Origin of the sequence: Massilia timonae CCUG 45783 (genome assembly GCF_000315425.1) — a bacterium.
GTDB classification, from domain to species: domain Bacteria; phylum Pseudomonadota; class Gammaproteobacteria; order Burkholderiales; family Burkholderiaceae_D; genus Telluria; species Telluria timonae.
Genome location: NZ_JH992923.1, coordinates 549,155 through 571,320, shown reverse-complemented (window position 1 = coordinate 571,320; position 22,166 = coordinate 549,155). Strand labels below are relative to the sequence as shown.

Here is a 22,166-nt window from a genome sequence, read left to right as displayed (position 1 = left end):
CTATGAGACGCCCAACAATGTGCCGAGTGCTTCGAAACCGATGGGTTTCACGAGATGCGCCGCGAATCCCGCTGCGGCGCTGAGCTCCTTGTCGACCTCCTGCCCGAAGCCGCTCAAGGCGACATAGCGTGCTTCAGGATTGTGTCCGGTCTTGCGCATCAAGTCGGCGAGTTCATGTCCACTGAGGTCGGGCAGTCCGATGTCGAGAACGGCAAGGTCCAGGGAATCCTGGGTGAAGAGTTGCAGTGCTGCCTCCGCCGTATAGGCGGTTTTCACCTCATGTCCATAAGCCCTGAGCGCTTCGGCCAAGGTGTCGGCGGCGTCGACATTGTCATCCACGACAAGAATGCGCTGGGGCTTTTTGGAAAGCCGCATGCCTGGGAGGGGCGCCGCGTCCATTGTCGGCGCCGGGCCCGTTGTCAGCGGCAAGCGTACCGTGAAAGTACTTCCTTTCCCTGAGCCTTCGCTGTGCGCCACCACATGTCCGCCATGGAGCTCCGACAGGTTCTTGACCAGGGCCAGGCCGATCCCGAGTCCACCGACAGAACCATGCAATCTTCTCTCTCCCTGGACGAAAGGCTCGAAGATATGCGGCAGCAGGTCTGGCGACAGACCCGTGCCGTTGTCGGAAACCTCGATCTTGAGTTCCCCGTTCTCGACGCCGGCCTGTAGCGATATCTCCGCTGCCGATTGACTGTAACGCGATGCATTCGTGAGAAGATTGGAAACGATCTGCGCCAGGCGTGCCGGGTCGCCATACCATTGCAGCGAGACGATATCGACATGCAGGCGCTGCTGTTTTTGCACGATGAGCGGCATCACCATGTCGACAGCGCCCGTCAACACCTCGCGGACATCGACGACTTCTTTCCGCAATTCGACCTTGCCCCGGGTGATGCGCGAGACATCGAGCAAGTCGTCGACCAGGCGCGTCAGATGGGTCACCTGGCGGCGAATGACGACCTGCTCATGCGCCGTATCACCCTGACGAATCTGCATCAGGTTGAGGGCGGTGACGATCGGCGCGAGCGGGTTGCGCAGTTCATGGCCCAGCAGCGCCAGGAACTCGTCCTTTGCCCGGGCAGCAGCCTGCAATTCCACATTCAGTTTCTCGACCTGCGTACGCGACTCGACCTGGACAGTGATATCCACTGCGATCACCATCAGCCCGTAGACCTCGCCTGAAAGCGTGCGCAATGGCGACAGGTTGTAGGTGAAGTATCGGTCGTCGAGCGCGCCTCCGTTGCGGTGGATTTGTACCAGCGTCGGCTGCGAAACGAAGGGCTGTCCGGCGCGATACACCTCCTTGAACTTCACATGCACGGGCGAGCCGTCCAGCTCGGGAAACACGTCGAGGAATGCCTTGCCCACCATCTGCTCGGCCGGCCGGCCGCTCACCATGGCGTACATCGAATTCACCAGGTGATAGACCAGCTCTTCCCCGACCATGACGGCCGCACCGACCGGCGCATCCAGCAGCAGCCGGTCACGTTCGGCTTCCACGAGCCGGCGCAACGCTTCGGTATCCAGGCGATGGCGCGCACTGGCGACCAGCACCGTGAACTGTTCGAGAAAAAGGCGGTAGGCAGCATTGCGTGCAACCCGCGGCGATAGCGCGAACCACATGGCGAGATCGACCGAGACCCCGACTTCGGGCGCCGGGATGCGCACCTGGAGCGGTGTCGCCATGGCTTCTTCCGCCGCCGGCTCGATCGACATCAGTCTCGCATCAAGGATGTCGTGTGGATTGAAGGCGGCCGCTTGTTCGACTGCGGCCTTCAGCTCGTCGATTGTGCGCGCGTCCGCCAGTTGCTGGCGCAGGAAGTCCAGCGTCTGTTGACGCCGCGTGCTCAGATTGCGCTCGGTAGTTTCCTCGGAAAGGAGCAGGACGCCGCCAACCGCACCTGCGTCGTCCCGGACGGGCGTGAATGAATAGGTCCAGTAGGTATCTTCGATCCAGCCATCGCGTTCGATGCTGTACAAAAAATCCGAATAGACGGTCGAAGGACCTCCGTCCAGGACGCGCTTTGCCAAGGGACTGACCGACGCCCAGCCGTACTTCCAGGTCTGCGAAGCGGGCTGCCCGAGCGCGATCGGGCCATCGCCGCCGTCGACCCGGGTCGCATAGGCGTCATTGTAGAGCTGAAGGCAATCCTCACCCCACCATATGACCATCGGCTCGGTCGAATCGAGCATCAAGGTGAGGAGTACTTTCAGACTGGCCGGCCATTGTTCGTGCAGGCCGAGTGGCGTCGATGCCCAGTCATGCTCAGCTACCAGTCTACGCATGCCCTTTCCACCATGAAGGTCGGGAGCAAGGTCGGCACCATTTGCCTGTGGTGCGTAAGTTGATGCTTGTGTAGGCATTGGTTGAGCTGGGCTTGGGAAGGAGCGTACGCTATGGACGACTGCACATTGTACCTAAGTAATCGTCCGTCCCTCATTGCCACGCCATCCCGTGTCGCCCGCGGTATTGCCGCGGCGGCGTCATTATTTGCTCCAGATCTAAACACGTAATCACATCACGCTGTTCGCCGTTGCACCTCATGTTCTTGCCGGTTTGCAAAATGCAGCCATGATACCTGCCCCTTGGCTGCGGGCATCAAATGTTTTGCACAGCAGAAGACGACCACCCGGTCTTCATCCTCGGCAAGGAAAGCGCGCTGATGACGGATCCGATCAACGCCGATGCGGCCCGCTGGCTGAAGACGGAAAATCCGCAGGAAGTTCGGCGGATGATCGCGTTGCTGCGGGAAGCGCTGGCGATCGATTTCAAGCTGGTGGCGCCCGGCCATGGGGAACCCAGCTCAAAAGCCGACGTGCGCGAGTTCCTGGCCTACCTCGAGGACTTGCCGCGCCGCGGTCCCCGAGGGCATCAATAGGGGCCAGTCGCTGCAACAGATGCAGGCCGAGATCAGGCTCGACCGGTATGCTTCTTATGCCGAGTACCGCGAGTGGCTGCGGCTGAACGTCAAGGGAGCGTACGATCAGCTGGTACTGAACTCGCGACGCCGTGGGCAGGAAAAATAAAGGCGGCTGCTGGGCTACCTCCTTGCCCAGGAACGGCAGCGCCCACGCCAGTGTGATCCATGCGCGACGGCATGTGCTTGAAGATCGCTTGGCCAGCCGCTACCCTGATGTGTTCCAGCACTTTCGCGTGTCTCACGTGGCCTGACTTCAATCATATTCTTGGCTTTCTAAACAGCTTTAGAAAGTAATGTGGTGGCTTAGTGCAGCTTATCGTTCCCGCTGTTCAGCCACACCTCTGCGCAATAGAATGCTATTCGTTGAGCCGAAGGTTGAAGGCCTTTAGCGCTGGATGAATAAGCAATGTTTGCCATTGTTCAGACTCGGCGCCTGGCTGAGTCATCTGGCCGGATTGTTTCCATACCAGCGCTGGCGGCTTACCGAATGCCAGCGCCGCAATGCAAACCCGCAGCTCTTTCGATCCAGCGCCAGCATATGCTGCTACCTTCGTTCGCATACTCAGCGTAGATTCGGGAAATACCGCATCGATCAGCCTTTCAAGCTGATCGAGCCCGCCGTCCCGCTCCATTTTTTCCAGCTCCACCTTAATCTGTCGATTATGTGCTAGGGCCGCATCCCGGTTTCGCTCCGGCTTATGTGCCGCAGCGGTAGCCCGAACTCGCTCTTGCTGTTGCCGTGCTTGCGTAGCAGCTTTTTCCTCTCTGTCCCGCGCGTAAGTTGCGGCGATCCTTCGGGCTTCAGCATCACGATAAGGTTGGCGCCACTCGTCCATGGCGCGCCCAATGTAGTGATGGGCGGCGACAAACATCCCGTACCGTGTTGCGATTTGTTCAATCGTATCAACCTGCTTACTGGACAGCCGACCACGGTCTCTCCAATGGGAAAAAACCGAGTTTACAAAGGCCAATTCCCGTTGCGACTCAGGCTTGTGGGGAGGAATGCGGTCTAGCAGCTGGCGTAGCATAGGACCAGCGTCTGCACTTGCTTCTTCATTCCGTTCGCCGTTCAGCCTGTGCTGCCTAGTAAACGTAAGCGTCCAACCGCTCCACCTTCACAGCGGAATCAAGCCAGCGTAGAGTCCGAAAATGGCAGCAGCGAGTCGATTCGGCTGTTCGGGCAGGTAGGCAGTTTCTCAAGTGTCTCAGCGAGCCAGCGTGCCGGGTCCAGGCCGTTGAGTTTGGCAGTGGCAAACAGGCTCTGGATGACGGCGGCGCGGCGGCCGGCGCGTTCAGAGCCGGCAAACAGCCAGTTCTTTTTACCGATGGCGATGGGACGGATCGCGTTCTCGACCGGGTTGTTGTCGATCGGAAGGATGCCGGAATCGGCATAGCGCACTAGGGCATTCCAGCGCTTGAGGGAGTGTTCGATGGCCTTGCCCGTACCACTTCCGATGGCGACGGTGCGCTGCATCGACAGCAGCCAGGCGTGCAGATCGGCCAGCGCCGGCACGGCGCGCGCCTGGCGCAGATCCAGCCGTTCGGACGGCGTTGTGTCTGCGCCGTCCTGCTCGATGGCGTACAACTGCGCAATGCGGCGCAGCGCCTCGTCGGCGACAGGACTGCTGCTGGCAGCGTGCAGGTCGAAGAATTTGCGACGGATGTGCGCCAGGCACGCCAGTTCGGTCGGCCCATTGGCAAACAGGGCTTTGTAGCCGGCGTAGTCGTCCACCATCAGGTGGCCGCGCCAGTCCTGAAGGAAATCGCGGGCGTGCTTGCCGGCCCGGCTTTCCTGGTAATCGAAGACGACGATCGGTGGCCCATCCTCCCAAGTGCCGGAGCGGTAGGCCCATAAATAGGCTTGGCGGGTCTTGCCGCTGCCAGGATCGAGCTGGCGCACCGGCGTTTCGTCGGCATGCAGGCAGCTGCGCTGGCGCAGAAGCTCGCTCAGGCGTTCGGCCAGTGGCTGCAGGGCCACGCCAATCCGCCCGATCCACTGCGCCAGTGTCGAGCGCGCCAGCGGCACGCCCTGGCGCGCGGCGATCTGCTCGATCCGGTACAGCGGCAGGTGATCGAGGTACTTGCTGGCGGCAACCCATGCCAGCAGGCCGGGTGCGGCCAGGCCACCGTCGATCACCGCTGGCGGCACCGGCGCCGCCGTCACGGTCTCGCAGGCGCGACAAGCATATTGCGGGCGAATGTGGCGGTGCACGAAGAAGCGCGCCGGTTCCACGTCGAGCTGCTCACTGACGTCCTCGCCAATCTTGACCAGGTTGGCGCCGCACTGACCGCAAGCGCACGACTCGGGCTCGTGGCGGTGCTCGATGCGTGGCAGTTCCGGTGGCAGTGCCTGACGACCGGCGCGCTTGCGCGCAGGTTTGACGCTGGCTTGATTCTCCAGCTCCTGCTCGATGGCGGCCAGGTCCATGTCGACCGCTTCCTCGAACAGCGAACGCTGCTCGCCGGTGAGCACTTCGCTGGCCTTGCCATAGCGGATGCGCTTCAGGTAGGCCAGTTCGTGTGTCAATGCCGTGATCTTGAAGTCCTTCTCGGCCAGCTGCGCCTGCTGTTGCTCGAACAGCGCCCGAACCTGCGCCAGCATGGCTGGGGCGATATCGGTCTGGGCAAGTTGATCGAGCAGGTTCATGGTGAAAGTGTAGCGAACCGGTCCGACGTTTACAAGCGAAACAGTTTACGTCGGCATCTATAGCCGCCACTGTGCCGGCGCCTGGGCCGACAGGCGCTGCCAGTCCACGCCCATCACCAGCCACTGCCACTGCTCGGCACTGAGCTGCCAGCAACTCTCGCCCGGCTGCGGCCAGACGAACTGGCCCCGATGCAGACGGCGCAGGCACATCCACACGCCAGTGCCATCCCAGCTCACCACCTTGATCCGCGTGCGGCGCCGGTTGCTGAACACGTAGGCTGTCCCATCGCAGGGCGCGCGGCCCAAGGCCTGCTGCACGTGCAGCGACAGTCCGTCGATGCCGGTGCGCATGTCGACTGGCTCGACAGCCAGCCAGATCGATTCGGGCAGCAGTTTCACCGCAACTCCTGCAGTAGTCTGGCCAGCCAGGCGGCATCGACGCCGCCATCCATGCGCAGGCTCCAGCCCGAGGCGCTGCGCAGTTCCAGGGGAGTCGAAGAGCCTGGAGAGCCAATGCGCACCGGCAGCAGCTGGGTGCCACTGGCCATGCGCTCGATGCGGCGCACCCAGTATCTGAGGCGCTCCACGCCGATATTATGCTCGTGGGCATAGGCTTGGACAGGCAGTCCGCTGCTGCGCCAATGCGCGACATGCTCATGCCAGGTCGATGCGGAAATGCGTTGACGGGTCATGGGATCCTCGAAGTAGAAAACCTCGAGTCTGCATGTCATCGCGGCGACATTACAGGTGGTTGGGCTGCACGCTTACTAGTAAACAGCTCACTAGGCAGATCGAGGTCGCCGAGTAACTCGATAGCGAGCGTTGGGATCCTGAAACCCTCGCCTTGTGACCCACGGTCCGTCTGCAACATGCCCTCATGCACGGCAGTATCGATGAGCCCTCGCACAACCATGAAGGTGCCCGGTGTTAAACGATCGGAGAGCAACGAGGACAGGTATATCGCCAATCCCTGTGCGGTGAATCGGTTGCCATCAAACTGCACGAGCGCTAAAGCCAGCGCCTCATCGGTGGTTAATTCGCTAACTTTGGTAAAAGCCATATTGAATAATGCGGTAACGTGGAACTCTGATCTTGCTGTAGCGAGCGCGTTGCGAGTGAAGGATTTAACGCGACATTTCTGCCGTCAGTTCACATCTTTCTCAGCGCTCAACCAAGGCTTCACAATGCTTGCTGCAGAAATCTGCTCACGTGTGTAAGAGGTGGGATTTTGGTTCCCATAGCAGCCGAGACAGACCTTCTTCCAGCGCTCGTTGGTCGGCCGTGGAAAGTACGCGGAGCATTTTGGACAAAGTGCTGTGCTTGGCAACTCAAGAGCAGCAATCGACTCTTGCCAGAACTTGGAAAATCCAGCTGGACATTGTTCCTTAACGTGCTCGACAGACCGTTGCTGAATTTCGGGCAGGGCAAGCCATGCAAGACTGGTATCGGCTCGCAGGTGCCACGGCATGAACCAGTCATTGATGGTCGAAGTAAACACCGGCTCGTAACTTGCCTCTTCAAGGCGTTGAAACAGTCGGCCGAGCCGTTCAAGTTCCTCATCCGTTCTGTAGATTCGAAAGGTTCGATCATCCATCCCTTTCCAACTACGTACCAGGAAAAACGGCTCTTGCGAGTCTGGTTCGAGCTTGATCGTCAGCCGACCATAAGTGTCCCCGGAAGATGGCAGCACCTTCGCCATCTGGACTTCGGCACCAATACAGAAATCGGCTTCAGGAGCTCGCGCGTGAGCCCTGCTGCCGACAGCAAAGGTTTTCGTTCTTGGGCCAGCAGGATCAGCCAGGTAGCCTGCAGCCATGCTCATGCATTCAGCTACCGACTGCCACTCCCAGTCGCCGGTGATACATGCTAGCGACCAGTCTCGTACACCCTCGAAGATGAGGACATATTGGTTGTCGTTCGCTCCAGGCTCGTCTGGCTTGATTACATGGATTGCTTCACTTGCCTCGACGAGGCAGGTGTATTCGATAAGAGGCATTACCTTCCTTCATTTTCCATCGGAGATCGCGTGAGGTGACCATCAACGGACTTCGCATAGTGTTTACCGCCTGAGGCCATAATCTAGCTAAAAATAGTTGCACACGACGAATCCTATAGATTGTAGCCCAATAGTGTTCATTGTGAGTACATCGTGTCTTTCTGATAGGACACGAAATGACGATACGCGAACGGTTCGGCCGAGGTCTTCAACACGCACGGAAGCGGCTCGAACTCACACAAGAGGACTTTTCGACAGTCTCCAGCAGGACCTACCTGAGCAGCCTGGAACGAGGCATAAAGTCACCTACGATCGACAAGCTTGAGCAGCTTGCCTCGGTATTGGGGGTCCATCCGGTTGCCCTGCTCGCGATGGCCTACATTTCTGAGGAGGGCGAGGATGTGGAGAAGCTCTTCGACCAAGTTCGAGCAGACCTCGGCGCAATGATAGGAGATCAATAGTCAGGTCTCTCAACTGAACATGATTGAGTTCTGTTGCCTTTTCTGAGTTGCCGGCTGCCAGCATCGGGCAGCGCCAGCCAGGCCACAAGAAGCGCTGGAAAATGCGAGTTGATAGTGGATTGATTGACGAGGCACGTTTGCCAGCCTGATTCGCCCTAGGAAGTAACGCCAGACCGAATACCTCTGATACGGAGCTGAAGCGAGCGCACCATGCTCAGAAATTCACCGGATGTTCTTGTAGGCCAGCCTCTGCCCTGCTCCAAAGTAGTCGTTCAATGGGGTTAATGGCGTTTCAGCAGCGCACCATGGAGGCTCGCTGTGCAGATCTCGGAAAGCATCGTCAGGATCGCCTTGGAGAATGGAAACGTAAAGTCGCAACCTCGGGAAGTGACTGCTGTAGCGAACCAGGTAACGGCCGCGCTCGGGCCGCACGTTGCTTGTGGATCAAGCATATCCATTGCTGCCATATGAACACCATAACTTATGAATCCAAGGCGGTTCACTTGGGCAACGCGTCGGAGCGAACTTTGGTACGGCGGCCAGTCTGGCCGCTTAAGGTAGTGGATACCCAAGCCTTGACGTTCAACGGCAATCTATGCCCGTTCCTTGTCGAGCTCAGGCGCGCTGTCTAGACAACACGGCCACTTGTTTGGCGGACATATTATTCTTTCCGCGACGGTACCAACGGTACTCCATGAACATTTCCTGAGGCTGGACAGGTACGCGCGCCAAGATATGGTCTCGTTCTGCCCGAAATGCCTTATAGCACGCCGAACGCCAATACTGGGAATGGAACCACACGGCAATATCAGCGAGCTCTTGCCAAACTGAAAGAAACGATATTGCAGCCAAGTACGCCACTTGTTTCTGAAGTCTGCCGGAGTGCTTGATAAATGCGGATTGACAGCGAATTTATTTACGAAGTGAGAAATCCGGTGTTAGCGTCCCTATGGAGCCGGCGTCAGCTAAAGTACCTCTGATACGTGGCTGGCCGCCAAGCGGATGCAGGGTGATGGACCTACCGCTCGTGACAGCTCCGCGCGCGGGGAATGACGGACTATGTATTGGAACTACTGAGAAATATCAATTGATCTTCATACTGAAGAGTTAAGTGCTTGACCACCTGACAGTGTCTGCCTATGATGTTTTTTATGTAATTGTCTTGCTTGATTTTTGGCGGGTCCATTCCCCCTAAAAAAATGGCGGAGCACCCGATACCTGCACGCGATAAAGAAGGTCTTTTGCTGGCGGCACTGTTTAAGCGATGCCCAATTTAATCCTAAGCAACCCGTCTATCTTTCCTTTTCACTAATTCACGAAGCATCAATTTGAGATCATCAACTTTCCTTTAGTTAACACATGACTTCCCGTCGTTAAACTTATTACCAAGCAATTAGTTGCGCGGCCAAGACTATAACCTGTGGCAGGCATGGGCAAATTGCAGCAACTAAATCTCGCGGCCGTTACTCAGGCTGGATTTCATATCACTGGCTGTCCTTCGGGTCTGCAAATCCTATAGCCCAGTCACCCATTCTTTATTCGAGTGAAAGTACCGGCAGTCAGGTATTGCCAACCTTTAGGCGTATTTTTTACTTAGTGTTGCCTTAGTAGGGGTTGTAGAAGCCCCCTTCCAAAAGTCTTCCCGATAGGCTAGCACGTACATTTCGATGTAGTCTCAACCGCGTGGAATCAATAGCCAATATAGGCGCTGTCTACCGGGTTGTTGAAATACTGTAGTCACTCCCATCGCAGGGGTTCTAAGAGCACCTCTCCAAAAGCCTTCATATCGTCCCAGGTTCAGCGCGCGAGCTTCCTATTGGTCAGCTCGCTACTGAGCCGTCATGATCCCGTCCATGTTGCGCAACGCGTCCATGGCCTGCGGATATTAGCGTCGAGGCTAGACCTCGCGCCTGCCGGCCAGACCGGCAGTTCTCAACATCATTGCCTAGAGCAAAACGTATTGCAGCGTAGCGTCACCTTTGGTGCCGCGTCCTGCTTGGTCCCAGAGGCCAGCAGGCGTGGTCGTTACGTAGCCGTCAGCAGCCCGATGGGAGGGCTGACCTGGATAGCGACGGCGCAATTCGTCATCCGTCTGTAGCACCTGCCGCCTACGGCAGTCTGTCCGCGAAGCTTCTTTCGCGCCTGCAAGGGACATGCTCGGCCCGGAGAAATCCAGCCCTGCTTGTGGCCGCTCATTTTTAAGCTCCCTAGCCGCACTGCGGCAAACCTCTATCCCCGTGCGCGCATCCAGGGCGGCGCGCACGGTCTTCTCTGCCCTGGCCACCCGCGTTTTGCCGGCGCGCGCGGGCGGTACCATGCCGGCGCATCCACACGCTTAGGAGATTGGTAATGGCGAAACGGCAGCGCGAGAACTGGAAGGGCGAGCTGAAGGATACCCTCGACAAGCACAACGGACAGCATGCGACCCGCAAGAAAGTGGTTTCGCACCGTTCAAGAGAAGCCCGTGCGGACGGCCTGTTTCGTATGTTTGGGCAACTGTGGCAAATGGGACTGAAAGTCATGCCAAGGAACCTCGGTGAGCGCCATGTACGCGCATTAATCGCCTACTGGACTGCGGAACCTGAGTTCGTTAGGGAGCTAGAGCAGCGCAATGTAAACCTGAAGCCACGCACTGTCCCACTCAGTGCCGCATACATTCAGCAACAGTTGTTGTCAGCAGCGGTTGTAAACTGATACAGGCAGCGATTGAAAACTGATACACCATTTTGAGAAGATGGCCGCTTTGCGGAGCGGCCTTGAAACCCAAAGAGGTGTACGTGGAAATCCAACTACTGAAGAAGCATGGGTTAAGCCTTCGGCAGATCGCCGCCGAGGTAGGCTGTGCAGTGAACACGGTGCGCCGGCACCTGGCCCTGGAGGCCGTGCCGAAGTACGAACGCAAAGTCAAACGCCAGACGAAGCTGGCGCAGTTCGAGCAGTACCTGAGGGATCGGCAGCAAGCTGCTCAGCCCGACGTGATTCCAGCCACCGTGCTGTACCGCGAGATTGCCGCGCGCGGCTACGAGGGCGGCATGAGCCAGTTGAGGGCCTTCGTGCGCACCTTGCGCCCGGCGCCTCCCGCCGATCCGGTGGTGCGTTTCGAGACGGCGATGGGTGAGCAGCTGCAGGTGGACTGGGTCGAATTTCGTAAAGGCAGCGCGCCATTGCACGCGTTCTGCGCGACGCTCGGCTTTAGCCGGGCCAGCTACGTGGAGTTCGTCAACAACATGAAGGTGGATACCCTGATCGCCTGCCACGAGCGCGCCTTTGCAGCGTTCGGCGGCGTGACGCGGCGGGTCCTGTACGACAATATGAAGACGGTGGTACTGGAGCGCGATGCGTACGGTGAGGGCGAGCACCGCTTCCACGCCGGCTTCCTGGACTATGCCAGGCATAGCGGCTTCGTGATCAAGCTGTGCCAGCCGTACCGGGCCAAGACCAAGGGTAAGGTCGAGCGGTTCAACGGCTACCTGCGCCGATCGTTCTATGTGCCGCTGGCGAGCCGGCTGGCACAGAGCGGCCAGAAGCTCGACGTCGTGACGGCCAACGTCGAGGTGGCCCACTGGCTGCGCGAAGTGGCCAATGCGCGCATCCACGGCACGACCGGAGAACCGCCAGCCGAAGCCTTGAAGCGGGAAGTGGAGCACCTGCAAGCGCTGCCGGCACCGTGGCGGGCGGACATCGCGGCAGCCAGGCCGCAGCCGGCTGCTGCAGCACCTGCGGCGCCGCGGCCGGCAGCAGTGGTGGAGCGGATCGCGCAACCTTCTCCGGTACAGCATCCGTTGCAGGTGTATGACGCGCTGCTGGTGCGGGTATCGGAAGGGGTGGCGGCATGAACCTGCAGCATGAGCGTATCGCGGCGTTGTGCGAGAGCCTGAACCTGCCGTTCGTGGCACAGGGCTACGGCGCCGCAACCCAGAAAGCAGCGAAACAGGAGATGGCCTACAGCGACTTCCTGGAGGGGCTGCTGAGGGAGGAAGCAGCTGGGCGCAACGTGCGCAAGCAAAACACGATGACCCGTCTGGCAGGATTCCCCGTGGTGAAGACGCTGGACGAATTTAACTATGACTTCGCCAAAGGCGTAAAGCGCAGCCAAGTCGAGGAGCTGGCCGGCCTGGGATTCGTCGAGCGGCATGAGAACGTGGTACTGGTCGGGCCGAGCGGTGTAGGCAAAACGCACCTGGCGATGGCACTGGGTTACAAGGCCACGCAGGCCGGCATCAAGACGCGCTTCACGACGGCGGCCGACCTCATGCTGGCACTGACGACGGCGCATACGCAGAACAATTTGAAAGCGGTGATGCACCGCGCGATCAAGGCATATCGGCTCTTGATCATCGACGAGATAGGTTACTTGCCGATGAACCGGGAACAGGCCAACCTGTTCTTCCAGGTGATCGCGGCCTTGTATGAGCGCAGCAGCCTGATCGTGACCAGTAACCTGCCGTTCGGACAATGGGACACGACCTTTGCGCAGGATACGACGCTCACCGCGGCCCTGCTCGACCGGCTGCTGCACCATGCGCATATCGTGCCGATTGCAGGTGAGAGCTACCGGCTGAAGCACCAGCGACAGGCCGGGATGATGAGGGGGAGCGATGTTGCAGAAATGGGCTGAACACGGACGGTGTTCGGCGACGGCGGTGTATCAGTTTTAAATCGCTGGGACGACGAAATCTGTATCAGTTTTCAATCGCCGTTGACAGTTGTCGTTTCTGCGCACCTTCGCTGGGTGGATCGGCAAGCCTGGCCTGGTGCGGAGCGCCGAGGCATACGCGCCCGCGGAACTGGTAAGCCGCCAGCTCTGTGCCACACGCGATCGCACTTTCAGCGGAAACGGCGTCGACAAGGCGGCCGTGCTGGAAAAGGTGACCGCGTACGATGAATACGTCGGGGTGCAGCTTGAGGTGATGATTGCCTTCGGGTTACGCAGGAAGGAGGCCGTGATGCTGGCTCCGCGCCTGGCAGAAGTGCCTGCGCACGCCCTCCCCGCGTCGGCCGGTGACACCCCCTATCTGGCGTTCCTGCGCATCAAGCGGGGCACAAAGGGAGGACGTCTGCGCTTCACCGCGATCCGTAACGAGGATCAGCGCGTGGCGCTCGCCAAGGCCAAGGCGCTCGCCCGCCATCACGGCCATATCGGTCGCCCTGGACTGACGCTCAAGCAGGCACTGAGACGTTTCTCGGACGTCCTGCGCGCGGTCGGTGTGACGCGGCGCGAGCTTGGCGTAACACCGCACTCGCTACGCCACGATTTTGCTGCCGACCTGTATCTCGACATCGCGAACGTAGAACCACCCATCCGCGGTGGAAGCATCGACGCCCACACGATGAACGCAGCGTACCTGGAGGTGGCGCGTCAGCTCGGCCACGGCCGTCCCGGGATTTCGGGCGCGTACCTTGGTACCCGCAAAAAACCGCGCGAGAGTGATGATGACGATGATCCTAGCTAGCAAAACGCCGTCTGCTACGTGGCCGATGGCGGTTCATAGCGCCAGCGCCGGCACCACGAATCGTAACGTAACGTACCGCCAGTATTACGTAACAGGAGACCACCATGGGTCGATCTACAACAGTGATGTATGAACAGGTCGCCGCAGCGGCGGAGCAGATGCAGGCCGAAGGGCTCACCCCAACGGCCAAACTGCTCCGCTCGATGCTGGGCAACACAGGTAGCCTGGCTACCATCCAACGCCACGTCGTCGAATGGCGATCCAGACAGGGAAGCGGTCAGTCAGTGATCCGCATTCTTTCGCCGGAAATTCAGCGCGTGGTCTTCAAATTCATCGACGAGGAGGTCTGCCGAAGCAACGGCGAGCTCATACAGCAGGTCGAACAAGCCAAGCGCGACTTGGCCGACCTCATTGCCGACAACGAAGAACAAACCAATCTGGTACGCCAACTGCAGGCCGAGCTGGCAGATCAGGCCACGTTCCGCGCCAAACAGGATGGCCAGATTACGCGGCTGCTGGAAGAACTGAGCAGCGCGCGCGAGGAAGCCTCTGTGGAGCGTCGCGAATCAGAGCTGGCAAGGCTTGAGCTGAGCAAGGTCCAAGCGCGCCTTGAAGGGCATGCCTCACTTGAGAACGAACTGCGACAGCTGCGTGTCGACTTCGAAGCACAGCGCCAGGCCTGCGTGAGGGCCGAGCAGGATGCAGCCGTGTTGAAAGCGCAGAGAGAAATACTGGAAGCGCGGCTCGCCGAGCTGAAGGAAGCCGCATCACCCCAAACCGTGGCCTGCGGCGACGGAAGCCGTGATGGACAAGCCAGCATGGCTACTGAGCGCACTCCAAAGACGACCAGACGCCGGGCCGGGAATAGCCGAGAGAGCGAGGCGCCTTCGGGGCAGGATCCTGTCCATGCATCTGGCGCCGCCAGCGTGCCGACAGAGCCCGGAGACCCCAGGCAAGCCAGACTGTGCTGATGTCTTGATCACTGCGCTATTGAAGTGGACTGGTATGCGGCGAACGTTCCCCTGTCTTGGTAATCAACGCGTCCGCACTAGCGCCGCGTCCTCCAAGAGGCAGATGCTCCAGTGCCAGGCTTTCTTGCCAAGCCTTGGAGCAGCCCTACCCTTACGGTCGCTCTGGAAAATATGGTGTTATGCCGCTCTGAACAGCATGACCTGGGTGGAGGCGGCGTCAACCGAATGCTGCAGTTGGTATCAGATGCGATGGACGCCGGGTATCTCGCAGCTTGAAAGACCTTTTGGATAAGCCAACAAAATGGAACCAAACGCTATTTATTCACTCGAGGAGGCGGCGCGAGAACTGCATGCGACGCCTGACACCATCGCTCAGTATGCCCGCAGCGGCGAGTTGTGTGGCACGCTGATCGGAAAGGGCTGGATTTTTACGGGCCAAAAGCTTCTCGACTTCGTCAACGCCCAATCGGCGAAGGAGGCCGCCGAACGGCGTAGGCAGCATGCTGCCGGGCCTACCTTGCAGGCTGTAGACGCCTCGTCTGACCGCCGCCCGAGGCGCAGAAAGTCTCTCCCTCTCCTGCCCGAATTGGGGCTCGACCAAAAGCCGCGTTCTAATAAACCTCACGAAGCTGCAGCACCAGTTCGATCGTTGCCTGCAGCGGCCACGCCGGAGCGAGTGCGGTGACAACCTTGCCACTGGAGCGTCGGTACCGTTTCGGGATGACGCCACGCACCAATACATCACTGCCTGCCGGTCGACCTGCCCCCAGATTCTGGTACCGGCGCTCTCTTGGCTGGGGCATCCTGGATGCTGGCGGTCAGCGGTATGCCGGCCGAGGTAGCGGCGCGGGTGCTGGCCGAGCCCGAGCGGTGGCGCAGGCTTGATCTCGCGCTGGTCGAGCGTTGACAGCCGCCAACTTGCCGTAAACCCAACTCTGCGACGATGCCTTACCACTACAAGGAGGCATCATGGCAGCAGACTTTTATCTGCAGATCGACGGCGTCAAGGGCGAATCCACCGACGACAAGCATAAGGACTGGATCGAATGCACATCCGTGCATTGGTCTGTCACGCAGCCGCGAAGCGCAACGGCATCGACTGGTGGCGGCCACACTGCGGAGCGATGCGAACTCAGCGAGATCAACATCAGCAAGTTGGTCGACATGGCGTCCCCCTTGCTTGCGCAGCTGTGTGCGTGCGGGAAGACTATCCCAAAGGCGAAGCTCGAGATGCAGCGCGCTGACGGCGACGGCAACCCAGTGAAGTATTTCGAGGTCGAGCTCGAAAACGTGCTGATCGCACACGTAGCCCCCAGCTTTGCCGGCGGCGATTTCCCGAGTGAGAGCCTGGGCCTGAAGTTTTCGAAGGTCCGGTGGAAGTACGCCAAGCAGAAGATCGGCGGCGGCGGCGGCGGCAACACGGCGGGGGGCTGGGACTTGTCCTCGAACCGGGTCGCAGCATGAAACGCGCCGCCCTGTTTCTCACCCTAGTGGTGGCCTGTGGCGCTGCCGCCCGCCCGCTGGGCGTGTTCCCTTGGCACCTGTCTGGCAATGACTTCGTGTCGCAGGTGGCTGGGCAAGCCCAGCGTCCGGACGCCGCCTACGCACAGCGCTACGCGGAGGGGTATCAGGCGGGGGTGGTCGACGCGACGCAGGGCAAGCTCTGGTGCGCGCCACCAGGCATGAAGCCAACGGAGGTCGATGACCGGATATGGGCCGAGCTGCGCAACCGTGCTGGCACGATGCCGGGGAGCGCTGCCGATGAACTGGTGCGCCTGTACGCCGCGCGCTTCCCATGCCCCGCTGGGAGATAGCCATGCTGAAAATCTCGTTCAACGATCTGATGAAGCACTATCCGCGCAAGCGCGACGTGGATCGCGAAACCTTGTTTCGCCAGCTCGGTTGGGATGACTTGATCAAGAACCCCGCTTACGAAAACACCTGCGCGATCCGGGTCAGCGTGGCCCTGATCCGCTCGAGCGTCACAATTCCTGATGGCCGCATCCCCATCAAGACAGATCCGCACAAGGGGAAGAAAGTCGAACCCGGGCAGGCAAAGCTTTCAGCGATCCTATCGCTGCCGTCTATGCTCGGCAAGCCAGAGAAATACAGAGGGCCGGAATCGATCATGAGGATCGGGAACCGCGGCGGCATCGTGTCGTTCTTCCGCTTGACGCCAGGCGTGTATGACGGAGGGCATATTGACATCGTGGGGCCTCTGATCGGCGGCGTGAGCGCATGCGGGACTAGCTGCTACTGGTCGAGCGCAGAAACGTGGTTCTGGCCGCTGAAGTAGCCGGCCAGGAGGAGTTACTCGGTCGGCGAAATTCGCTGATCCGGCTCAGCCAAGTCGGTTCGGCCCCACAACCACGGCATGCGTATCAGACCCAACCGCCGAACGGCTTTCCATATCGGCCTCGCCATCAACACGGCGCATCTCGCGGTGTTACGGCTGGCGCCCGCGCGCTGGCACGGCTGGACCTGCCGATCGAGTTTGCCCGCCGCGTGCGGCTCAGGCCAGCGGAGCGGCGTGGAGGAAATCAGCGAAGTTCTACAGCCCTGAATTACGTCAAGGCTCTTAATGCCGCGGCAGGTCGACGTCATTCTCGAGCATGTACATCATCATTCCCCGGGTCAGTGACGCCTGAACCTCGGGCGGCAGCGCGGCGACCCGCTGCGACTCGCGGAGGAACCGCTCGCGCACTGGCGCCGGCATATCGCGGAAGAGCTCGAGCAGATCCATTAACCGCGGGGCGATGTAGGCTTCGGGCGGGTATTCGTCGTCAGACTGGTCAATCATGAACTCAGGGGCAGGCCTAGGCGTTGTTAGCCTGCTGCTCTTCCTCGAGTAGACCTTTCTTGACCTTCGTTGCAGAAAAAATCATCTCGGCAGTTCGGAGCGCCTGATCCATCTGCTCTTTACTGAATTCCGAGTCCATACCGTAATCAGCTAACGCCCGCTGAGTGCAGAGCGATCGGAGGTATTTCCCGATTGCTGTAGCGCGGAGGCGTCCATTCGCCGTGAGCTTTTTCGCTGGAAAGGTCAGCTGATTTATCAGCTGCTCATGCACGCCATTGCCCTGAATCGGCGCAATCGGAAGCGCAGCGTTATACGCCCTGCAGCAATGATAGCTCGCGTAATAGAGCCTATTCGTTGCACTGCGATAAAACGCCTCATCACTCGCAATATCATGCAGTGCTTTCGCGGCCGCGAGAAGCGCGTCTGGACTACAGGTCATACGGCAAAAACATTACGTCGAATACAGGTGATTTCTCAACTCCAAGCTCTTCTTCCGTTGCAGCAAGTTCCATGTTGAGTTCGAAAACCTCTTCGGCGTCAAGCTTTACAGGGAGCGCACAAGTCACCCCTTGGAACACTCCTGGCTCGTCAACGACATCAATCTGCGCGTCTTCGGAGAAAAGCATTCGATGGCGTCTAAGAACAAGGCCGGCAGCATCCAAATGCTTTGTGACCTTCTCGTCGGTCCAGCCGGCAGCCGATAGTACTGCTACAACTTGTCTTGCTTTCTCAATCGGATAAACAGGCAATTCCATATTCATAGCGGCCGCCCGATCGTAGTATGAAACGAATGTTTCGAAGGACCCCGACAGGAATGCGATCATCGAAAGAGTCGAGAAATTTCCACCCTCTGGATTCCCGCGAGCTTTATAAAATTCATGCGCGCGGAAAAAAAATCCCAAATTTGTCACATTCGTATGGTAATTACCACATGCCATCGTCAAGTCTTGCAGACCTTGTGATGCACGAAAGCACCTATCCACCTGGTCGGCATCTCCCAACAGGGCATAGTAGCACCCGAGCAGGGACCAGCCTTTAGCTGCATCAACAGCGCGCACTTGTTCGCAATCCCGAAGGATTGATCTCATTGCGAAGGTGCTTGGATCAGCGTACTTCCCCTGATCGAGAACCTTGTTGAGCTTGTCGACAATCTCTGATGATTTTAATTTTGCAACGGCCATGAATGGTATTGTACGCAGAAAGACGCAAATGAGTCATCAGGATACAAAAAATTCTAGCCTGTTACATTGTCACGTTCTTCCGCTCCTGCATGGCCAGATAGGCAGCTTCGATCTGCTGGAGCCGAGCAAGTTCCTGTGCGCTGATCAGCTGCAGGGGCGTCTCGTCGCCAGCGCCGCGGTGGATCGCGCACATGTGGGTCGTGCCCTCGTGTGTGTGGGCGTTGAGGTCCAGGCTGCTCATTTGGCGTTCACGGCCCTGCATGTCTCCGAGCGCTCGACGACCCGCTCGTATCGCCGCACGAGTCCCGCAACGTTTGCGGCGTCGCCGAGAATCTCTGCAGCAACTTTCGACATTATTGCCGATCCTTCTCCTTCGGCCTCAGTTCCGGCGGCAGCGGTTCCACCACCGACCGGAGCGGCGCCTGGTATTGGCCCTGCGGAGCAGCGCAGCCGGTCAACGCCAGTGCACACACCGCGCTGAGCAGTCTCCAACGATTCAGCATGTTCCTGTTCCTTTCGTAGGGCGGCCGTGTCGCGCTCAAGCAGCTTGGTGCGCAGGCCCGGCTAGCCATTCATTCGCAACGCCGGCGCTGCGGCCGCTGCTGCAGCCGCCGAGGCCGCAGCGCGAGGCACCTCCGACGCGTACGCGCCTGCGATTGAAGGACCGGAGATCACTTCGAAAGTTGATATCGAAATTTAATGAATGCATCTAAACGCTTCCTGCGCCTGCCGGACGTCATCAAGCTAGTCGGCATCAAGCGTACAGTCCTCTACGAGCGCATCAAGGCCAGATCGTTTGCCAAGCCGATTTAGATCAATGCACGAGCAGTGAGTTGGGGTGAGGAAGAACTGGCCCAAAGGCAACAGAGTCTCCCTCGCGGCGTCAAAATTGAGCCGGTTTAGCGATGCGGGGTAGAAATGAGGGTAGACGAAAAAAGACCCCGCCTTCAAAGGGGTTTTCGGGGAAATTGGAGGCGAGGACAGGAATCGAACCTGTCTAGGCGGCGTTGCAAACCGCTGCATAACCTCTTTGCTACCTCGCCAAAACCAATTTTAGGCTAAGGGCTGCGGTCGGTTATGTGCTTCCTCAAAGCAGTGCACACCTGTCATGACAAGGCCGGTTAGTCCAAAAGGCAGAATCGCATACTGATCCGAGCCTCAGCCATACCAGTAACCCAAAGGGATGCCTTGACCAGGCTGTGGGCTCTGTTCGCATGCACTCTCCACTACTGCTTACCAGAGATGCGCCGCCAGATCGCTCCCCCGCAGACTGGCATAGCGCTTCAACATACGGGGATCACGATGTCCCGTGATCTTTGCGATGAGCACGTCGGAAAGCCCCCTCTGTCAGGATAGATGTCGCGTCACTTGAATCACTTTAATCCATCCGGGGGCGGAGCAAAGACGCGCAGTGAATCAGTACCCAGCAGAACGCAAGGAAGCCATTCTTCGGCAAATGATGCCACCGGAGAACAGGCCGGTATCGGCCCTGGCGAAGGAGAGCGGCATCTCGGAACAGACACTTTATACTTGGCGACGAAATCTACAGTCTCAGGGAGTGCCGGTGCCGGGAAATGGAAAGAATGCGGTCGTGTGGTCGTCGGCCGACAAGTTTGGCGTGGTGCTGGAAACGGCACACATGAACGAGGCGGAACTGGCTCAATACTGTCGTGGCAAAGGCTTGTTCGTCGAGCAGGTTGCCGAATGGCGCGAGGCCTGTCAGCAGGCCAATGAAGCACCGGCCGAGCGCAACCGGGAGCTGCGCGAGCAAAGCAAAAGCGACCGCAAAGAAATCAAGCAGTTGAAGAAGGATTTGCAGCGCAAAGAGAAGGCACTGGCAGAGGCAGCGGCGCTGATCATTCTCAGAAAAAAAGCCCAGGCGATCTGGGGGGAGCCCGAGGACGATTGATCGGCACTCCAGATCGCCAGCAGGTGATTGCACTGGTTGAAGAAGCCGTCGACGGCGGGTGTCGGCGTGCACAGGCCTGTAGCGCCTTGGAGATCAGCCTTCGCACCTATCAGCGCTGGATGCGCGACGGTGACGGCGATAACGGCCAGGTTGACGGACGAAAAGGCAGCCGCCGCGTGGCGCCGGCCAACAAGCTGAGCGAAGACGAGCGCCAGCGAATTCTGGAGGTTGCCAACAGCCCTGAATTTGCCAGCAGTCCGCCTAGTCAGATCGTGCCGACCTTGGCTGATCGAGGCGAGTATTTGGCATCAGAATCGACTGTCTACCGGATCTTGAAAGACGAGAAGCAGCAGCATCACCGCGGCCGCGCAAAGAAGCCAAGCACAAGGGTCGTCACGAGCCACTGCGCAACCGAGCCGAACCGCTTGTGGGCGTGGGACATCACGTGGTTGCCGACCGGAGTGCGGGGCTTGTATTTTTACTGGTACATGGTACTTGACGTCTACAGCCGCAAGATCGTCGGGCACGAAGTGAATGTCGCCGAGTCGGCTGAAATGGCATCGCTGCTGATGCACAAGGCCAGCTTGGCCGAGGGACTGGCCGGGCGTGAGGTGGTGCTCCACTCGGACAATGGCAGTTCGATGAAAGGCTCCACAATGTTGGCGACGTTAGAAAAGCTGGGGATCATGCCGTCGTTCAGCAGGCCTCGTGTGAGTAACGACAATGCCTACGCCGAGTCACTGTTCCGGACCTGCAAATACCGGCCGAACTATCCGAGCAAGCCGTTTGAAAGTATCGAAAAGGCGCGGCAATGGACGCTGTCATTTGTGCAGTGGTACAACCATCAGCACAAGCACAGCGGCCTGAAATTCGTGACGCCTGCGCAGCGCCATGACGGCAGGGACGCGGCGATCCTGAACCACCGCAAGCAGATCTACGAGGCTGCGAAGCAACGCCATCCGGAGCGCTGGAGTGGGGCTACTCGGGACTGGGAATTGAACGATGAAGTCTGGCTGAATCCGGAACGGAAACCGCCAGAGCAATTAAGAAAAGCCGCATGACTTGACGCGACATCTTTGTTGACAACTACCGAAAGCGTAGTTCGCTCGAACAGCCGGCATGTCGCCTCGTGCCGCAGATCGTGGAACGTAAGTCCTTGGACACCAGCATCTGTGAACGCAATGCGGAACCGGCGCGACACATCCGCCGTCGTGCGGTCGAGGTTGCGTATGGCGAGGTCACCGTTCCAGAAACTGAAAAGCCTTCCGTCACGTGCAGCGATCTCGGCCTGATGTTCGCGTATGAAGCTGTCGAGCACTTCGCGCGCTACGGACGAGAGTGGCACCTGTCGTGTTTCGCCGTTCTTCGAGCGCTCCAGATGAATAGTCCGCTTCTGGAGATTCACTTGGTCGACGTACAAGGTGTAGCACTCGCGCATGCGCATCGCCGTTTCCAACGCCAGGATGAAGAAGAGGCGTTCCTCGCTACCCTCTTCAAACATCTTGAGAATGGCGGCCTCCTCCCCCTCTTCCAGACGTCGGTCGCGCTCGATGTCAAACCGCGGCTGCTTGCCGTCCTGCGCTAGCAAGGCAGTGTCTTCAGGCGTGTAAGTCGAGAAACCGCGCTTGAGCAAGCGCAGCGGATTTTGCGCCATGATCTCCGGATGCTTTCGCGTCATCCAGTCGAAGCAGCGTGCAAGGGCGCCGTGACGGTGGCGGATGGTGGAAGGTGTCAACGGCGATTGAAAACTGATACAGATTTCGTCGTCCCAGCGATTTAAAACTGATACACCGCCGTCGCCGAACACCGTCCGTGTTCAGCCCA

The 22,166-nt window shown here is 59.0% G+C and carries 24 protein-coding genes, 1 tRNA gene and 1 pseudogene; 12 read left to right on the top strand and 14 right to left on the bottom strand.

What is annotated here, in order from left to right:
• Nucleotides 1-2,289 (bottom strand): hybrid sensor histidine kinase/response regulator, encoded by a 2,289-nt coding sequence (locus tag HMPREF9710_RS26585; protein ID WP_005666877.1) that lies wholly within the window; start codon nt 2,287-2,289, stop codon nt 1-3.
• Between the two features lie 317 nt (nt 2,290-2,606).
• On the opposite strand from HMPREF9710_RS26585, the gene HMPREF9710_RS12620 reads away from it, so the two are divergent.
• Nucleotides 2,607-2,882 (top strand): MBL fold metallo-hydrolase, encoded by a 276-nt coding sequence (locus tag HMPREF9710_RS12620; RefSeq protein ID WP_005666874.1) that lies wholly within the window; start codon nt 2,607-2,609, stop codon nt 2,880-2,882.
• A gap of 398 nt (nt 2,883-3,280) precedes the next feature.
• Here the strand turns inward: HMPREF9710_RS12620 and HMPREF9710_RS12615 are convergent, their stop codons facing one another.
• The 6 genes from HMPREF9710_RS12615 to HMPREF9710_RS27905 form a co-directional block, all read right to left on the bottom strand.
• Nucleotides 3,281-3,952, bottom strand: a complete 672-nt coding sequence (locus tag HMPREF9710_RS12615; protein WP_005666872.1) for a hypothetical protein — start codon at nt 3,950-3,952, stop codon at nt 3,281-3,283.
• Nucleotides 3,953-4,050: 98 nt separating this feature from the next.
• Nucleotides 4,051-5,571: an IS66 family transposase gene (tnpC, locus tag HMPREF9710_RS12610; protein ID WP_005664133.1), complete on the bottom strand. Its 1,521-nt coding sequence runs from the start codon at nt 5,569-5,571 to the stop codon at nt 4,051-4,053.
• Between the two features lie 57 nt (nt 5,572-5,628).
• Nucleotides 5,629-5,970, bottom strand: a complete 342-nt coding sequence (tnpB, locus tag HMPREF9710_RS12605) for an IS66 family insertion sequence element accessory protein TnpB (protein ID WP_005664131.1) — start codon at nt 5,968-5,970, stop codon at nt 5,629-5,631.
• The gene (gene tnpA / locus HMPREF9710_RS12600) at nt 5,967-6,263 is read right to left on the bottom strand and encodes an IS66 family insertion sequence element accessory protein TnpA (protein ID WP_005664128.1); all 297 of its coding nucleotides are present in this window, start codon (nt 6,261-6,263) and stop codon (nt 5,967-5,969) included. The genes tnpB and tnpA overlap by 4 nt, the downstream gene beginning before the upstream one ends.
• A 35-nt stretch (nt 6,264-6,298) precedes the next feature.
• Nucleotides 6,299-6,631, bottom strand: coding sequence for a hypothetical protein (locus HMPREF9710_RS12595; protein ID WP_040776193.1), 333 nt, complete (start codon nt 6,629-6,631; stop codon nt 6,299-6,301).
• A gap of 84 nt (nt 6,632-6,715) precedes the next feature.
• Nucleotides 6,716-7,567, bottom strand: coding sequence for a hypothetical protein (locus HMPREF9710_RS27905; RefSeq protein WP_005666866.1), 852 nt, complete (start codon nt 7,565-7,567; stop codon nt 6,716-6,718).
• Nucleotides 7,568-7,743: 176 nt separating this feature from the next.
• Between HMPREF9710_RS27905 and HMPREF9710_RS12590 the strand changes: the two genes are divergently transcribed.
• The 9 genes from HMPREF9710_RS12590 (at nt 7,744) to HMPREF9710_RS12545 (ending at nt 16,748) form a co-directional block, all read left to right on the top strand.
• On the top strand, nt 7,744-8,028 hold the full coding sequence (locus HMPREF9710_RS12590; RefSeq protein WP_040776190.1) for a helix-turn-helix domain-containing protein: 285 nt from the start codon (nt 7,744-7,746) through the stop codon (nt 8,026-8,028).
• A gap of 2,349 nt (nt 8,029-10,377) precedes the next feature.
• Nucleotides 10,378-10,722, top strand: a complete 345-nt coding sequence (locus HMPREF9710_RS12585; protein WP_005666864.1) for a hypothetical protein — start codon at nt 10,378-10,380, stop codon at nt 10,720-10,722.
• A gap of 62 nt (nt 10,723-10,784) precedes the next feature.
• Nucleotides 10,785-11,864 (top strand): IS21 family transposase, encoded by a 1,080-nt coding sequence (gene istA / locus HMPREF9710_RS12580; protein ID WP_005663623.1) that lies wholly within the window; start codon nt 10,785-10,787, stop codon nt 11,862-11,864.
• Nucleotides 11,861-12,646, top strand: coding sequence for an IS21-like element helper ATPase IstB (gene istB, locus HMPREF9710_RS12575; RefSeq protein ID WP_005663619.1), 786 nt, complete (start codon nt 11,861-11,863; stop codon nt 12,644-12,646). The genes istA and istB overlap by 4 nt, the downstream gene beginning before the upstream one ends.
• Before the next feature lie 88 nt (nt 12,647-12,734).
• Complete coding sequence (locus HMPREF9710_RS12570) at nt 12,735-13,481, top strand: integrase domain-containing protein (RefSeq protein WP_005666862.1); 747 nt, start codon at nt 12,735-12,737, stop codon at nt 13,479-13,481.
• A 104-nt stretch (nt 13,482-13,585) separates the two neighbouring features.
• Nucleotides 13,586-14,452: a DNA-binding protein gene (locus HMPREF9710_RS12565; RefSeq protein WP_005666860.1), complete on the top strand. Its 867-nt coding sequence runs from the start codon at nt 13,586-13,588 to the stop codon at nt 14,450-14,452.
• Between the two features lie 969 nt (nt 14,453-15,421).
• On the top strand, nt 15,422-15,916 hold the full coding sequence (locus tag HMPREF9710_RS12555) for an Hcp family type VI secretion system effector (RefSeq protein WP_005666858.1): 495 nt from the start codon (nt 15,422-15,424) through the stop codon (nt 15,914-15,916).
• Nucleotides 15,913-16,266, top strand: a complete 354-nt coding sequence (locus HMPREF9710_RS12550) for a Rap1a/Tai family immunity protein (RefSeq protein WP_005666856.1) — start codon at nt 15,913-15,915, stop codon at nt 16,264-16,266. The genes HMPREF9710_RS12555 and HMPREF9710_RS12550 overlap by 4 nt, the downstream gene beginning before the upstream one ends.
• Before the next feature lie 2 nt (nt 16,267-16,268).
• Nucleotides 16,269-16,748 carry a T6SS effector amidase Tae4 family protein gene (locus tag HMPREF9710_RS12545; RefSeq protein WP_005666855.1) on the top strand — a complete coding sequence of 160 codons (480 nt, stop codon included), beginning with the start codon at nt 16,269-16,271 and terminating at the stop codon, nt 16,746-16,748.
• A 282-nt stretch (nt 16,749-17,030) separates the two neighbouring features.
• Here the strand turns inward: HMPREF9710_RS12545 and HMPREF9710_RS12540 are convergent, their stop codons facing one another.
• The 5 genes from HMPREF9710_RS12540 to HMPREF9710_RS27890 all read right to left on the bottom strand — a co-directional run bounded on the left by HMPREF9710_RS12540 (nt 17,031) and on the right by HMPREF9710_RS27890 (nt 18,936).
• Entirely contained in the window at nt 17,031-17,252 is a 222-nt protein-coding gene (locus tag HMPREF9710_RS12540; RefSeq protein WP_005666853.1) for a hypothetical protein, read from the bottom strand.
• A gap of 16 nt (nt 17,253-17,268) precedes the next feature.
• Entirely contained in the window at nt 17,269-17,691 is a 423-nt protein-coding gene (locus tag HMPREF9710_RS12535) for a HEPN domain-containing protein (protein ID WP_040776181.1), read from the bottom strand.
• Nucleotides 17,681-18,433 (bottom strand): hypothetical protein, encoded by a 753-nt coding sequence (locus tag HMPREF9710_RS27895; protein ID WP_005666848.1) that lies wholly within the window; start codon nt 18,431-18,433, stop codon nt 17,681-17,683. Before HMPREF9710_RS27895 ends, HMPREF9710_RS12535 begins: the two co-directional genes overlap by 11 nt.
• A 61-nt stretch (nt 18,434-18,494) precedes the next feature.
• Nucleotides 18,495-18,674, bottom strand: a complete 180-nt coding sequence (locus tag HMPREF9710_RS12525; RefSeq protein WP_005666845.1) for a hypothetical protein — start codon at nt 18,672-18,674, stop codon at nt 18,495-18,497.
• Between the two features lie 112 nt (nt 18,675-18,786).
• A complete protein-coding gene (locus tag HMPREF9710_RS27890) occupies nt 18,787-18,936 on the bottom strand; it encodes a hypothetical protein (RefSeq protein ID WP_005666842.1) in 150 nt (49 codons plus the stop codon).
• 196 nt (nt 18,937-19,132) lie between these two features.
• Between HMPREF9710_RS27890 and HMPREF9710_RS27135 the strand changes: the two genes are divergently transcribed.
• Nucleotides 19,133-19,246 (top strand): helix-turn-helix transcriptional regulator, encoded by a 114-nt coding sequence (locus tag HMPREF9710_RS27135; RefSeq protein ID WP_005666841.1) that lies wholly within the window; start codon nt 19,133-19,135, stop codon nt 19,244-19,246.
• 156 nt (nt 19,247-19,402) lie between these two features.
• On the opposite strand, the gene HMPREF9710_RS12520 is transcribed toward HMPREF9710_RS27135, so the two are convergent.
• A tRNA-Cys gene (locus tag HMPREF9710_RS12520) sits at nt 19,403-19,476 on the bottom strand.
• A gap of 368 nt (nt 19,477-19,844) precedes the next feature.
• Between HMPREF9710_RS12520 and HMPREF9710_RS12510 the strand changes: the two genes are divergently transcribed.
• Nucleotides 19,845-21,403 (top strand): IS3 family transposase gene (locus HMPREF9710_RS12510; RefSeq protein WP_229409704.1). Its coding sequence is split into 2 segments (ribosomal slippage): nt 19,845-20,307 and nt 20,307-21,403, totalling 1,560 coding nucleotides; the frame shifts between segments, so codons are not numbered across the junction.
• Nucleotides 21,404-21,456: 53 nt separating this feature from the next.
• Here the strand turns inward: HMPREF9710_RS12510 and HMPREF9710_RS28765 are convergent.
• A pseudogene (locus HMPREF9710_RS28765) lies at nt 21,457-21,996 on the bottom strand (site-specific integrase); the annotation flags it as partial.
• Nucleotides 21,997-22,166: the final 170 nt, after the last annotated feature.

Coding starts and splice junctions, on each gene's coding strand:
- HMPREF9710_RS26585 (WP_005666877.1), bottom strand. CDS start 2,289: ATGCGTAGACTGGTAGCTGAGCATGACTGGGCATCGACGCCACTCGGC.
- HMPREF9710_RS12620 (WP_005666874.1), top strand. CDS start 2,607: ATGTTTTGCACAGCAGAAGACGACCACCCGGTCTTCATCCTCGGCAAG.
- HMPREF9710_RS12615 (WP_005666872.1), bottom strand. CDS start 3,952: ATGCTACGCCAGCTGCTAGACCGCATTCCTCCCCACAAGCCTGAGTCG.
- tnpC (WP_005664133.1), bottom strand. CDS start 5,571: ATGAACCTGCTCGATCAACTTGCCCAGACCGATATCGCCCCAGCCATG.
- tnpA (WP_005664128.1), bottom strand. CDS start 6,263: ATGACCCGTCAACGCATTTCCGCATCGACCTGGCATGAGCATGTCGCG.
- HMPREF9710_RS12595 (WP_040776193.1), bottom strand. CDS start 6,631: ATGGCTTTTACCAAAGTTAGCGAATTAACCACCGATGAGGCGCTGGCT.
- HMPREF9710_RS27905 (WP_005666866.1), bottom strand. CDS start 7,567: ATGCCTCTTATCGAATACACCTGCCTCGTCGAGGCAAGTGAAGCAATC.
- HMPREF9710_RS12590 (WP_040776190.1), top strand. CDS start 7,744: ATGACGATACGCGAACGGTTCGGCCGAGGTCTTCAACACGCACGGAAG.
- HMPREF9710_RS12585 (WP_005666864.1), top strand. CDS start 10,378: ATGGCGAAACGGCAGCGCGAGAACTGGAAGGGCGAGCTGAAGGATACC.
- istB (WP_005663619.1), top strand. CDS start 11,861: ATGAACCTGCAGCATGAGCGTATCGCGGCGTTGTGCGAGAGCCTGAAC.
- HMPREF9710_RS12565 (WP_005666860.1), top strand. CDS start 13,586: ATGGGTCGATCTACAACAGTGATGTATGAACAGGTCGCCGCAGCGGCG.
- HMPREF9710_RS12555 (WP_005666858.1), top strand. CDS start 15,422: ATGGCAGCAGACTTTTATCTGCAGATCGACGGCGTCAAGGGCGAATCC.
- HMPREF9710_RS12550 (WP_005666856.1), top strand. CDS start 15,913: ATGAAACGCGCCGCCCTGTTTCTCACCCTAGTGGTGGCCTGTGGCGCT.
- HMPREF9710_RS12545 (WP_005666855.1), top strand. CDS start 16,269: ATGCTGAAAATCTCGTTCAACGATCTGATGAAGCACTATCCGCGCAAG.
- HMPREF9710_RS12540 (WP_005666853.1), bottom strand. CDS start 17,252: ATGATTGACCAGTCTGACGACGAATACCCGCCCGAAGCCTACATCGCC.
- HMPREF9710_RS12535 (WP_040776181.1), bottom strand. CDS start 17,691: ATGACCTGTAGTCCAGACGCGCTTCTCGCGGCCGCGAAAGCACTGCAT.
- HMPREF9710_RS27895 (WP_005666848.1), bottom strand. CDS start 18,433: ATGGCCGTTGCAAAATTAAAATCATCAGAGATTGTCGACAAGCTCAAC.
- HMPREF9710_RS12525 (WP_005666845.1), bottom strand. CDS start 18,674: ATGAGCAGCCTGGACCTCAACGCCCACACACACGAGGGCACGACCCAC.
- HMPREF9710_RS27890 (WP_005666842.1), bottom strand. CDS start 18,936: ATGCTGAATCGTTGGAGACTGCTCAGCGCGGTGTGTGCACTGGCGTTG.
- HMPREF9710_RS27135 (WP_005666841.1), top strand. CDS start 19,133: ATGAATGCATCTAAACGCTTCCTGCGCCTGCCGGACGTCATCAAGCTA.